Genomic DNA, 12,250 nt, shown 5'->3' with positions numbered 1-12,250 from the left:
ACGGTTTGACGAGGGGGGCAGATGATAAGTATATGGCGGAGATATGGTGGCACTGGCGGGAAACCAGCCAGCAAACAGAGAAAACAAACTTCTGCCTAAGTTCTCGTCGTCTGTTTCTACTCTACCGAAAATCAGCGTCCAATTTGATTTTTCATTATGGGACTTTTATATACTAAATTAAAAATATTTCACTATAAAGAAAAGATTGACTCTTTGCCGCTGCAAAAAGAGCAGATACTGGCGCCAATACACATAAGAATTAAACCTACCAATGCCTGTGGCCACAACTGCTGGTATTGTGCATACAAAGTGGACAATCTGCAGCTTGGCAAGGATATGAATAAAAGGGATTTTATCCCCAAAGAGAAGATGTCAGAAATTATTGATGACCTCGTGGAAATGGGGGTGAAAGCTGTTACCTTTAGCGGAGGTGGGGATCCATTTTACTATCCTTATCTGTTGGATGCTGTAAAGAAGTTGGCGCAGACACCGATAAAATTCGCATCCTTAACAAATGGGGCGCGGTTACAGGGAGAAGTTGCAGAGATTTTTGCACACCGTGGCACATGGCTGAGGATCTCTATCGATGGGTGGGATGATGAAAGCTATTCCTTTTATAGGGGAGTTTCAAAGGGTGAGTTTACAAAAGTAATGAAGAATATGGAGAACTTTAAACGGTTGGGAGGATCGTGTTATCTTGGAGTAAGTTTTATCATTGATAAACACAACGCCGAACATGTATATGCATTTATCAAGAAACTCAGAGATATCGGAGTCAACAGCGTGAAAGTATCTCCCTGTGTTGTCAGCAACGACGGTGCAGAGAACAATTCATATCACAAGCCTTTTTTTGATCTGGTGAAAGAACAGGCAAGAAAGGCAAAAGAAGATTTTGCAGATAACACATTCGAAATCTTCGATGCGTATCACGAGCTGGATGTGAAATTCAAAAAAGACTATACATGGTGTCCCTTTCTCCAGATACTTCCCGTAATTGGCGCAGATCTCAATATATATCCATGCCAGGACAAGGCATATAATCTCGACGAAGGGCTCATTGGTTCCATAAAAGACCGGAGATTTAAAGACTTCTGGTTTACGGATAAAAGTAAATTTTTTAAAGTAAACCCTGCCAAAGTCTGCAACCACCACTGCGTGGCAAATGAAAAAAACAAGATTATCGCTGAATATTTAAATGCAGATAGTGAACACTTAGGATTTGTATAAGGAATTGTTAAACAAATTTTCATGAGAATTATAGCCGGAATAACCGAGTGTTCTTAAAAATGATGGGAGAAGTTATAAATATTCATAATTTTGGAATACTTTATTTTCCCCGCCCTTGATGGGAGGGGTGAGGGGAGGGTGATGAAAAATAAACGACTCATTCCTCTAGCCAAAAATCTGAGAAAGAGGGCTACTGATGCAGAAAGGCTGTTATGGAGATATCTACGAGAAAAACAGATGGAAGGAATTAAATTTAGAAGACAGGAACCTGTTGGGAATTATATTGTTGACTTTTTATGTTTTGACAGGCGAATAATCGTGGAAATCGATGGTGGACAGCATGCAAGAGATGAAAATGTAAACAAAGATAAGGAACGAGACGAATGGTTAAGAACTCAAGGTTTTAAAGTTTTGAGATTTTGGAATAACGAGGTATTGAATAATATAAATGGTGTATGGGAAGTAATCAGGAAGCATTGTTTTTACCACCCTCCCCTTGCCCCTCCCGTCGAGGGAGGGGAATATAAATCATGATTGTAGTGATAAAACCTTAGCCCAAAATAAAATTTTTACTGTGCTGAAGAAAAGAATAAGAAAACGTTAATTCTTTAACGTGTGTGTTTTGTGTTTGGCTGGCTGGAATAAAATGGATAATATCACATTTTTAAAACAAAAACTCAATCTTGATAAGTTTGAAGACTACTTAAGATTTCCCCGGTATTATGAAATCGAGACGGTAAATGCCTGCAATGCAACTTGTAAGATGTGTACGGTGAATAAATGGCAAACAAACGGTAATCCATTTATGAGCGACATGGTGTTCAGAAAAATGGCAGATGAACTGATAGATAACAGGGATATTGTAAGAACGGTTAATCTCTCACGGGATGGAGAGCCTTTGTTAGACAGGAAGCTGGAAGAAAGGATAACGTATTTAAAAGAAGGTGGTATTAATCATATTACATTTTCCACAAATGCGTCGCTTTTAACGAAAAAAAGGGCATTATCCCTCATGAAAAGCGGGTTGGACGAGATTATGTTTTCTATAGATGGTTTAAAAAAAGAAACGTTTGAGAAAATAAGAACCGGACTTAATTTTGAGAAGATAATGAATAATGTATCTCAGTTTATCAAACTAAGGGATAGTACCGTACCGAGTGTGAAAATTAGAGTCCGCATGGTTATACAGCAAGATAATCTTGCAGAAATAGAAGAATGGGGCAAATACTGGAGAAGCATCCTGCAAAAACAAGATAGTGTTCATGCCAAAAATATTCATAGCTGGGCAAATAAATTGGGAAATTATGTAGCAGTAAAAGAAATGAGTAAGCTCTATACGCCTTGCACCTCGCCTTTTTCAACGATGATTATACGATATAATGGTGATGTTACTATATGCCCCCTGGACTATGATTTTAAATATGTTAATGGCAATATAGGGGAGTGTAGTATCAAAGATATCTGGCAGAGTGGAGCTTATTTTAGAAATTTTAGAGAATTACATTTGCAAGGGAAGCGGGATGAATTTGCCTTTTGCACAGGTTGTCGATTATGGGATTCTGAAGAATCAAAACGGAGTTTTAATTAAATAAAAAATGAGTATGGAATATTTTTCTCAATATCCTTTTATAGTACAGGATAAAAAAGCCAGATCATTATCTTTTTTTTGCAAACGAGAGGTCGTTTCTTTAAGCAGGGACGTTATGAATGAGTTAAAGAAAATAGCCTCGGAGGAGAATAAAGATATCCGGGTTTCAATGCATCAGTCGCCGGATTCTGATCTCCATAACATGATTATTTTACAACACAGGGGAACTTATGTGAGACCTCATAAACATCTGAAGAAGGCCGAAGCATATCAGCTTATTGAAGGAACTCAAACGGTGTTTATTTTTGATAATGCAGGAAAGGTAATAGATAGGTGTGATATGTCTCACGATGGTAATTTCTTATATAGGTTTGAAAGGAACCATTATCACATGTCCACTCCAACCAGTGACTTTGTTATCTTTCATGAAAGCAAAATAGGTCCTTTTGTTCGCGAAGGCGATAGTATTTTTGCCCCATGGGCCCCAATGGGGGATGATAAAGAGTCTGTGAAAATGTTTATGGGTAATCTCCTGGAAACGAAACAGGTTATATGATTTTTTTAGTTACGGGATGTAGTAGTTATATTGCAAGGTATGTCATTAAGAAACTTCTGGCAAACGGCGATAAGGTTTTAGGCATTTCAAGAACTAACCCCAATATAGTTCACCACAACTTTACCTGGTTCGCTCACGATTTAAGTAAAAGTCCTTATAAACTGGATGCCGCATCTGCAGACATAATCATTCATATGGCTGCACAATCCTTATTAAACAAATCAGCTACGGAGTATTTGCATTCAAATATTTTACTGACTTATCATGTCAGCAAAATGGCTGCTGAACTGAAACCAAAGGCTACTATTTATACTTCTTCCATGAAAGTTTACGGTGATATTCGGGAAAAAATTGCAACTGAGGATATTGACATAATAAATCCGGAACTATATGGACAAACCAAATATTTTGGTGAAAAAATTTTGCAGGAAACCATACCCACAATTTCGCTCAGAATGCCTGGCGTTATAGCTGTTGGTTCGCATGGCTGGATTGACGGTATCTATCACAAATTAAAAAAAAATGATCCTTTGGTAATCTATAATGCTCCTTACAATCATGTAGTTCATGCCTGCGATATTTATGGGATAATCAGGCAAATTTGCACAGTCGGGTATTACAAAAATGATGCTTTTAACGTATGCGCAAATGGTGTTACAACGTCCCAGGATATCGTTGAATTCATGGAAAATGAGCTTTCTTCCAGGTCTCCAATTGAATTAAAAGATCCCAGAAATGCAATATCTCACATGATTTCAAATAAAAAACTCCTAAAAATTTATAGTCCCATGGATATAAGAGATTCTCTGAGATTGTATGTAAAAGAGATGCTAGAAGAGGAAAAAAATGAAAACATTTGAGTTCCCAAAACCGACTCCAAATGTAGAAGCTTATAATAAGAAATTGCATGCAGGATTTAGTAAATATCCCGAGAGACATAAAAATTTCTTAAAATATAAAAATAGCTCAAAAAATGCAAAGATAGACTATATGCCCATAAAACTGGACATCGAAAACGTAAGCCGCTGTAATCTCAAATGTGAGATGTGCCAGGTAAGCTCATGGGAATCCTTTAAACGGGGTGCAGACATGACCCTTGACGATTTCAAGGGCATTATTGATGAGCAATATGGCGTTTATGAATTAAAAATTCAAGGTATGGGTGAACCATTCTTAGGACAAGATTTTATTAATATGGTTGCGCACGCCAGCAGTAAAGATATATGGGTACGCACGTCCACGAATGCGACCATACTGGATAAAAAAGAAAACTACAAAAGAATCATTGATGCAGGCATAGACGAGGTACAGATTTCAGTTGACGGGACAACAAAGGATACGTATGAAAAAATACGAATTAACGCAAGTTTTGAAAGACTGGTAAAAAATTGCAAACTTATCAACAGTTATTGTGATAGTTTAGGAATCGATAAAACGAGGATGTGGGTATTACTTCAAAAAGACAATGTAAAAGAGTTGCATCGCTTTCCTGCATTCGCAAATGAGCTTGGATTTAAAAGGATTGCAATAATTCTGGATGTCCATGGTTGGGGCAACGATCGGTTAACGGATAAAAACGATCAAAAGAAGGTGGCGTGCTTAAGAGAAGACGATGTTGAAAAACTCCTTGGAAATGCCCGTGATTTAGGCGTTAACTTAACCTTTTGGAACATAAGTGATAAATATTCACAAACGAATCCATGTCCCTGGCCATTTGAAAGGGCTTATATATCTTCAGATAAAAAAGTTGTGCCGTGTTGTATGATTGCAAATCCTGACACATTTAATCTTGGGACTCTGAATATTGATTTTAATGATATCTGGAACTCGCCTCAATACACGAAATTCAGGGAAGCCCATTTGAGTGGCAAGGTGCCGAATGTTTGCAGATATTGTTATAGATAAAATTGTGTAAGGAAGGAGGAAGGGTGAAGGTGGAGAAATGGGGAAAAAGTGTTTTAGATTATATTCTTTTCTCTAATTCTCCCTTTTCTCCCTTTCTCCTTTTGCATTCTTTTTCAACTCATTCAAGTAAGGATTTCTAATTTATGAAAAAGGCTTTAATTATTGGTGGCGGCTTTGCGGGTTGTACTGCCGCAAATATGTTAAAACAAAAAGGATTTCAAGTTACCATCATAGAAAAGACCGAGGTATTAGGTGGCGGATGCCGAACGTTTTTTTATTACGGACACCCTTATACCTACGGTCCTCACCACCTGCTTGTTGACGTTGGCGACACACATGTCTGGAACTACATGAGCAAATATCTAAATTTAAGGGAACTCAAACACTATAATATGACCTTTGTTGGAAGGGATAATGCATTTTACACGTATCCGATTCACAAAGATGAAATCGAATTAATGCCTGACAAAGAAAAAGTACATGAAGAATTGAAGGATAGGGCCGACGTTTCAACGGCAAGAGATTTTGAGGAGTATTGGACATATTCGGTTGGTGAAACCCTGTATGATAAATTTATCAATACTTACTCAAAGAAGATGTGGAAGATAAAAAATAATAAAATACTTGACGAATTCTCTTTTTCGCCCAAAGGGGTAGCCCTTAAAACAGGCTCAAAGGCATGTTTCGAAGGGAAAAAAATAGTAGCTTATCCGACTGAAATTGACGGATATAATAGCTATTTTGAAAAATGTGTGGAAGGGTGCACGGTTATTTTTAACACTGCTGTTGAAAAGTTTGACATACAAAAAAAGAAGATGTGTGTAAATAATGAGTGGATGACTGGAGATGTCATTGTATCAACTATTTCACCGGATATGCTTTTTGATTATCAATACGGTGAATTGCCTTACATCGGTCGTGACTTTCTTAAAGTGATACTCCCTATCGAACGTATTACCCCAGAACCTTACTATTTTATACACTATGCCAATGATGAACCGTATACCAGGGTTTTTGAATATAAGCTGCTTACCGGGTACAAATCACTGCATACACTTATCATTATTGAAACACCCTCGTTCAATAACAAATTATATCCGTATCCAATTATGTCGGAGATAAACAAGGCAAAAAGATATAGAGACGAACTGCCTGACAACGTATTTTCAATAGGCAGGATGGGTAAATATTACTATGACAATATGGATGTAGTGATAAAAGATTGTATGAGACTTTTTGAACGGCTATAGGGACATTCTTGATAAATATATATAACATGATCTATGAACATTAAAGAAAAAATCGATAAATTCCTTTATCCATCACCTGATGCCCATAAGAGTGGTCAATTTGGCTATCAACCCAATTTTTTTATAAAAGCGTTAAGATACATAGCAAAATTTGCCATCTCGGTATTTGGGTTAAACAGTAACAGTCGTCTCATGGTTGAAATTCAACAGATGCTGGATCCAACAATACGTGTAAAGCTTCCAACTGGCGAGGATTTGATTTTTTGTACGGGTCACGGCAGATTAGTGTGGAGGGCAAAGACCTTATTAACTGAGGAAGAAGAAATTATTAAATGGATAGATAGCTTTAACAAAGACGATATTTTTTATGATATTGGCGCCAATGTGGGTAACTACTCGCTCTATGCGGCAAAAACAAAAGGTATAAAGGTATATGCATTTGAGCCGGAGATAAACAATGTTCAACTGCTTTATTCAAATGTATACAAAAATGGGTTAAGCCAGCAATGCGTTCCATTGCCTCTGGCCTGTGATAGAGAGACCAAGGTAAAGCCATTTTATATCCGTGAGTTTACGAAAGGTGGCGCAATAAACTCTATTGGCAGGAAATCAATTTTTTTAGAAAATGACAAGGATATGTTTATACAGGATACCTTATGCATGAGGCTGGATGATGTGATAGGGCTTTTCAGTTTGCCTTTACCTACAAAGGTGAAGGTCGATGTTGACATGAATGAATTGAACGTCATAGAAGGAATGGATAAAACATTAAATTATGTAAAGGAGCTTTACATAGAATTGTATCCACCGTTTGATGAACACAAAAAGGTATTAGGCATTTTAGAGCAAAAGGGATTCTTTATATTCAAGGCCTCGAAGTCAAAAGCGCCAAAAAAATTTGAAGATACTTCAAATTATATCTTCAAGAGAGGGTAATTAATGATAACAAAATGCTCGTACAATAGGATTTTATTAATCAACCCGCCAGGTAAAGTTTATGTGCTTCCGGACGGTACACCGGCACACCGTAAGCATTGTACTCCACCATTAGGATTGGCATATATTGCTGCGAATCTTTTACAAAATGGATATGAAGTTCAGGTAATGGATATTCTGGCAGAAGGTTATAAGAACGAGTTTTTCAAAAACCATTCGATTCTGTATGGTTTGAGCACAGAAGATATACTTGCTCGGATTGAAAAGGCAAAACCCGACATAATTGGGATCAGCGTGTTGTTTTCCTTTTTAATTATGGAAGTCTTTGAACTCTGTAAAACAATAAAAGAAAATTTTCCTGCTATTCCAATTGTGCTTGGTGGACAGCATCCCAGTGGTGCGCCAGAGGACGTAATGAAATGTGAACACGTGGATTTTGTGATCGTTGCAGAAGCAGACCAATCTATGGTCTTTTTTTTAGAGAGTATGAATGGGCGCCTTCCACGTAACGAAGTCCCTAATTTATACTATCGGGAAAATGGAGAGATACAAAACACCCTTTCGAAACACACGCCGGCTACGAACGGTAGGGGGTGGAGTTATTATAACTTGAAAAACGCAGGTATTCCTAACGATATCGATAAGTTACCATTCCCTGCATGGGACATTTTCCCTCTGGAAGATTACTGGAATTCAGACGTGCGCATTGGAGGCGGGGATGTTGTGCGGAAGAGACATGCCGTGATGATAAGCACCCGCGGATGTCCCCATGCATGTAATTTTTGTACTTCGCCATTAATGAGTGGGTACCGTGGTTATCGCATGCGGAAGAACGAAGAGGTTATTCGGGAAATCAGGTGGTTAGTTTCTAAATACGACGTAGGAGAAATCGCATTTCTGGATGACAACTTTTTTGTGAGTAAACCACGGGTGAAAAGACTCTTAAAAATGATAGCGGAAGAATTCCCTAATATTTACTTCCACGTTCCAGGCGGAACAGAAGTAAATGCGCTTGATCATGAAATGATAGATCTTCTGGCAGAAGCTCATTTTTATAAGGTTCAGATTGCTATTGAAGCTGCGGATCAGGGCGTGCAAAACGCCCTCATCGACAAAAAAGTAAAAATTGACCGTGTCCCGGAGATGATTGACTACTTAAAAAGCAAAGGTATCGAAACACGGGCATTGTTTATGATCGGTTTCCCTGGAGAAACCAGGGCGCAAATTCAAAAAACGGTCGATCTGGCAAAGAGTCTTGATGTGGACGATTTTTATATATCAATCGTTACGCCTTTACCGGGTACACCCATTTACGACGAATGCCTGCAAAAGGGGTTGTTCGTTGATGGTTTTGATGTTAATAAGCACAGATATTCTTCGGCAAAGATTAAACTACCCGATACAACCCCTGATGAATTGGAAAAAATTCGTCGGGATGTCTGGTTGGAAGTTTTTAATGAGAAAAGGAAAAAAATGCAAAGCATTGCCGGGGATCGTCTCCGAAAATTTACCGACGTCAGTGATTATGAAAGGGTGGGTTTCACAAGCCTCGGCAATATTCCCAAATCTATTTCTCAAAAAGATAAGAAATAGACTATTTGCAAAATAACATTTTATCTAAAAATTGCAGTTAGACACAGAAGAATACAGATAAACACAGTTTTTTTCAATAGTATATATAAGCAATGCCAATCACCCACCGGGTGGGTTAAATAAAAGACCTAACTCATGGATTTTATCTGTGCTTATCTGCGTCCCATTGAAGAATTAAGGTTGTTTTATGAAAAACTATCATTTTGATGACCATAAACTTATTTATCATACGGAAAGGGTAAACAAATTTCTCTGTGAAGGGGACTGTTTCCCTTTGTATATGGAAGTAAGTCCTGTGGGAAATTGTAACCACAGGTGCGTATTTTGTGCATATGATTATATTGGCCATCCAAATAAAAAGCTGGAAACAGGCAGGTTGTTGAGGTTTATTGATGAAATTGCGGCATGTGGAATGAAAAGCCTGTTGTATGCCGGCGAGGGGGAACCGCTTCTGCATCCGGATATCGCTCAATTTATTATACATTCTAAAAAAAGCGGTATTGATGTGGGAATGTTTACCAATGGGCAGTTCATGAAAGAAGAACTCCTTGAAGAAATTCTCCCTTCGCTTACTTTTGTGCGAATCAGTTTTAATGGTGGTTCAAGGGAAAATTACGCAACCATTCATAATGTTAAACCAGAGGTCTTTGATACTGTTGTGAAGAATATAGAGATTGCAGCAAGGATGAAAAATAAAGGTAAGTTAGAAACCGATATTGGTCTACAGTATGTATTATTACCAGAAAATATAGACTATTTGATTGATGCAGTAAAAAGGATGAGAGATACCGGGATCGGTTATTTTGTTATAAAACCTTTTGTGCAGCAAAGTCATTTACAGTCATATCAAATGAAAGAACAATTTAACCTAAGTACTATAGAAGATACACTGAGTAAGGCAGAAAGCCTGTCTCATAAAAATTTTAAAGTGATCGCAAGGAAGGCATCGTTTGAAAACTATGGTAAAAGGAAATACAAACATTGCTACGGGACTGCGTTTATTTCCGTTTTAAATTCAGCAGGAGATATTGCAACCTGTCTTCCCTACTGGGATAAAAAAGAATTTGTTTTTGGAAATATTTACGAAAATACTTTTGAGGGGATATGGTTTGGTGAAAAGAGGAAAAAAATAAAGGAATATTTAGAAAACGAATTAGATGCAGTAGCAGCATGTCCACCAAACTGCAGGCCCAATGCTATTAATGAATTTTTATGGGAAATAAAAAATCCATCTGTAAAACATATAAATTTTATTTAAAGCAGGCGAAAAGGAGAAAAAGGGAAATGGAGAAAACAACAAGGTTGAAATGTTTTTTCTTTTTATTCTCCCATTCCCCCTTTCTCCTTCCTTATACGATTTTTGCTAAAATGTAATGACAAAAAACCGGAATAGCAATATCAGGTCAAAAGAAGTGGTTGTTATTCTCCCTTATGTTAACAGGAAAGTGCTCATGCAATTACGGGATATGAAAGAGGGAATAAATTTCCCCGGTTGTTGGGGCTTTTTTGGTGGTTCCATCGATGAAGGTGAAACCCCGGAAGATGCTTCCTGGAGAGAGCTGTTTGAAGAGATAGGGTATAAGCCGTCAGTTATGTATAAAATGGGTTTTGATGTTGTCCGGGATTTGGGAAATCTTTCAATTCATGCGTATTGTTGCCCATTAACAATTCCAATAGAAAAAATAGATTTGCAGGAAGGCATGGATTTGGGCCTCTTTTCACTCGAAGAGATCATGATGAAAGAATTGTATTCCAGTAAAATGGAGAGGGCATTCCCTGTCATAGAAATCCCATACCTTGTTGATACGATAAGGAATCTCTGGAGGTATATAAAGAGCGCAGATTAAAAAGTATTTTGTTTGAGAAAAACAACATAAAACTTCTTTTAATTCCATGCTAAAGTTATGAAACCTATTATAATTCCACAATCATATAATTACATTGCTACCTTTTTATCTCTTGCCTGTAATCTTCGATGTAGTTATTGCATTAATTATTTTGAGGAAGGTAAGTTTTCAAAAAAGCATATTTCTGGTGAAGATTGGGTGAGAGGGCTAAACAGGATTGTTTCCAGAGACGACCTCCCGATTTCACTCCAGGGAGGAGAACCAAGCCTTCAGAAAGATTTTATTTATATATTGAACAATATAAAGCCAGAGTTAAATATTGATGTCCTGACTAATCTCCAGTTTGACGAAGATGAGTTTATCCGCAGGGTAAACCCCAACAGAATTAAAAGAAAATCTCCGTATGCATCAATCAGGGTCAGTTATCACCCGGAGACAATGCAACTTGATCCACTTGTGAAGAAAGTCTTGAAACTACAAAATAACGGCTTCAGTATCGGTATCTGGGGAGTGATGCATCCAACACAGGAGACTGAAATATTAATAGCAAAGGAACACTGTACGTCTTTAGGAATAGATTTCCGTACCAAGGAATTTCTTGGTGAACATAATGGGAAGATGTATGGAACGTACCGTTACGAAGGGGCATGTGATAGAAAATTTGCCAAAAAAGTATTATGCAAAACAACTGAGCTTATTATCGGGCCTGGCGGTGATATTTATCGGTGTCATAGCGACATTTATGAAGGGAGAAAACCGATAGGAAATATCCTGGATGAAAATTTTGAGATAGAAGAAAAATTTCGTGAATGTGACGTCTTTGGACATTGCAATCCCTGTGATGTAAAACTAAAGACAAACAGGTTTCAGCAATTTGGGCACACTTCGGTAGAAATCAAATTTTAGTAATTGGTTAGCCACGAATATACTCGAATGAGCACGAATGAAGATAAAATTTTGTATAAGGATTTATCTTATAAAGTTGTTGGGAAAGAGAAGTTGGAGTACGAAAGAATAGTTCTATAAATTGTTATTTATTGTCTTAATTTGTGTAAATTCGCGTTTATTCGTGGCTAAATAATTAAATGGAGAGAAAATATGTTTAATAGAATAACATTTGATTCTCAGATTATGGGTGGAAGAGCGTGTATTAGAGGTATGAGATTCCCGGTTTCTGTAATTGTTGGGCAAATTGCACATGGGGCTACTATTGAGGAGGTTCTGGTTGACTATCCAGACCTGGAACGTGAAGATATACAGCAGGCATTAGAGTATGCAGCGTGGTTGGCACAGGAGGAAGTCCATACGGTATAAGTGGTTAAAATGAGATTTATTGCAGATATGGGTA

The 12,250-nt window shown here is 37.5% G+C and carries 13 protein-coding genes; all 13 read left to right on the top strand.

All coding sequences use genetic code 11. From position 1 onward, the window contains the following. Positions 1-156 precede the first annotated feature (156 nt). The 13 genes from QZT26_RS13385 (at position 157) to QZT26_RS13325 (ending at position 12,216) form a co-directional block, all read left to right on the top strand. Positions 157-1,227, top strand: a complete 1,071-nt coding sequence (locus QZT26_RS13385) for a radical SAM protein (protein ID WP_295102784.1) — start codon at positions 157-159, stop codon at positions 1,225-1,227. A 141-nt stretch (positions 1,228-1,368) separates the two neighbouring features. Next, a complete protein-coding gene (locus QZT26_RS13380) occupies positions 1,369-1,761 on the top strand; it encodes an endonuclease domain-containing protein (RefSeq protein WP_295102782.1) in 393 nt (130 codons plus the stop codon). Between the two features lie 112 nt (positions 1,762-1,873). After that, on the top strand, positions 1,874-2,815 hold the full coding sequence (locus QZT26_RS13375; RefSeq protein WP_295102781.1) for a radical SAM protein: 942 nt from the start codon (positions 1,874-1,876) through the stop codon (positions 2,813-2,815). 7 nt (positions 2,816-2,822) lie between these two features. Further along, positions 2,823-3,371, top strand: coding sequence for a WbuC family cupin fold metalloprotein (locus tag QZT26_RS13370; RefSeq protein WP_320409745.1), 549 nt, complete (start codon positions 2,823-2,825; stop codon positions 3,369-3,371). Beyond that, the gene (locus tag QZT26_RS13365; protein ID WP_295102775.1) at positions 3,368-4,231 is read left to right on the top strand and encodes an NAD(P)-dependent oxidoreductase; all 864 of its coding nucleotides are present in this window, start codon (positions 3,368-3,370) and stop codon (positions 4,229-4,231) included. Before QZT26_RS13370 ends, QZT26_RS13365 begins: the two co-directional genes overlap by 4 nt. Continuing rightward, positions 4,218-5,276, top strand: coding sequence for a radical SAM protein (locus QZT26_RS13360; protein ID WP_295102773.1), 1,059 nt, complete (start codon positions 4,218-4,220; stop codon positions 5,274-5,276). The genes QZT26_RS13365 and QZT26_RS13360 overlap by 14 nt, the downstream gene beginning before the upstream one ends. Positions 5,277-5,419: 143 nt before the next feature. Then, positions 5,420-6,526, top strand: coding sequence for an FAD-dependent oxidoreductase (locus QZT26_RS13355; protein ID WP_295102770.1), 1,107 nt, complete (start codon positions 5,420-5,422; stop codon positions 6,524-6,526). Between the two features lie 33 nt (positions 6,527-6,559). Then, complete coding sequence (locus QZT26_RS13350) at positions 6,560-7,462, top strand: FkbM family methyltransferase (RefSeq protein ID WP_295102767.1); 903 nt, start codon at positions 6,560-6,562, stop codon at positions 7,460-7,462. Between the two features lie 3 nt (positions 7,463-7,465). Continuing rightward, complete coding sequence (locus tag QZT26_RS13345) at positions 7,466-9,055, top strand: radical SAM protein (protein WP_295102764.1); 1,590 nt, start codon at positions 7,466-7,468, stop codon at positions 9,053-9,055. 187 nt (positions 9,056-9,242) lie between these two features. Next, a complete protein-coding gene (locus tag QZT26_RS13340) occupies positions 9,243-10,313 on the top strand; it encodes a radical SAM protein (protein WP_320409744.1) in 1,071 nt (356 codons plus the stop codon). 115 nt (positions 10,314-10,428) lie between these two features. After that, entirely contained in the window at positions 10,429-10,902 is a 474-nt protein-coding gene (locus QZT26_RS13335) for an NUDIX domain-containing protein (protein ID WP_295102762.1), read from the top strand. 57 nt (positions 10,903-10,959) lie between these two features. Next, entirely contained in the window at positions 10,960-11,808 is an 849-nt protein-coding gene (locus tag QZT26_RS13330; protein WP_295102759.1) for a radical SAM protein, read from the top strand. A 192-nt stretch (positions 11,809-12,000) separates the two neighbouring features. Continuing rightward, the gene (locus tag QZT26_RS13325) at positions 12,001-12,216 is read left to right on the top strand and encodes a DUF433 domain-containing protein (RefSeq protein WP_295102757.1); all 216 of its coding nucleotides are present in this window, start codon (positions 12,001-12,003) and stop codon (positions 12,214-12,216) included. The last annotated feature ends 34 nt before the right edge of the window (positions 12,217-12,250 follow it).

The organism is uncultured Candidatus Kuenenia sp., assembly GCF_900696675.1.
In the GTDB taxonomy this organism is placed as follows: Bacteria; Planctomycetota; Brocadiia; order Brocadiales; family Brocadiaceae; genus Kuenenia; species Kuenenia stuttgartiensis_A.
This window is presented reverse-complemented; position numbering and strand designations above follow the sequence as displayed.

Bases quoted from the DNA above. Each gene is read 5' to 3' on its own strand.
- QZT26_RS13340 (WP_320409744.1), top strand. From the start codon at position 9,243: ATGAAAAACTATCATTTTGATGACCATAAACTTATTTATCATACGGAA.
- QZT26_RS13335 (WP_295102762.1), top strand. From the start codon at position 10,429: ATGACAAAAAACCGGAATAGCAATATCAGGTCAAAAGAAGTGGTTGTT.
- QZT26_RS13385 (WP_295102784.1), top strand. From the start codon at position 157: ATGGGACTTTTATATACTAAATTAAAAATATTTCACTATAAAGAAAAG.
- QZT26_RS13330 (WP_295102759.1), top strand. From the start codon at position 10,960: ATGAAACCTATTATAATTCCACAATCATATAATTACATTGCTACCTTT.
- QZT26_RS13370 (WP_320409745.1), top strand. From the start codon at position 2,823: ATGAGTATGGAATATTTTTCTCAATATCCTTTTATAGTACAGGATAAA.
- QZT26_RS13355 (WP_295102770.1), top strand. From the start codon at position 5,420: ATGAAAAAGGCTTTAATTATTGGTGGCGGCTTTGCGGGTTGTACTGCC.
- QZT26_RS13360 (WP_295102773.1), top strand. From the start codon at position 4,218: ATGAAAACATTTGAGTTCCCAAAACCGACTCCAAATGTAGAAGCTTAT.
- QZT26_RS13325 (WP_295102757.1), top strand. From the start codon at position 12,001: ATGTTTAATAGAATAACATTTGATTCTCAGATTATGGGTGGAAGAGCG.
- QZT26_RS13365 (WP_295102775.1), top strand. From the start codon at position 3,368: ATGATTTTTTTAGTTACGGGATGTAGTAGTTATATTGCAAGGTATGTC.
- QZT26_RS13375 (WP_295102781.1), top strand. From the start codon at position 1,874: ATGGATAATATCACATTTTTAAAACAAAAACTCAATCTTGATAAGTTT.
- QZT26_RS13380 (WP_295102782.1), top strand. From the start codon at position 1,369: ATGAAAAATAAACGACTCATTCCTCTAGCCAAAAATCTGAGAAAGAGG.
- QZT26_RS13350 (WP_295102767.1), top strand. From the start codon at position 6,560: ATGAACATTAAAGAAAAAATCGATAAATTCCTTTATCCATCACCTGAT.
- QZT26_RS13345 (WP_295102764.1), top strand. From the start codon at position 7,466: ATGATAACAAAATGCTCGTACAATAGGATTTTATTAATCAACCCGCCA.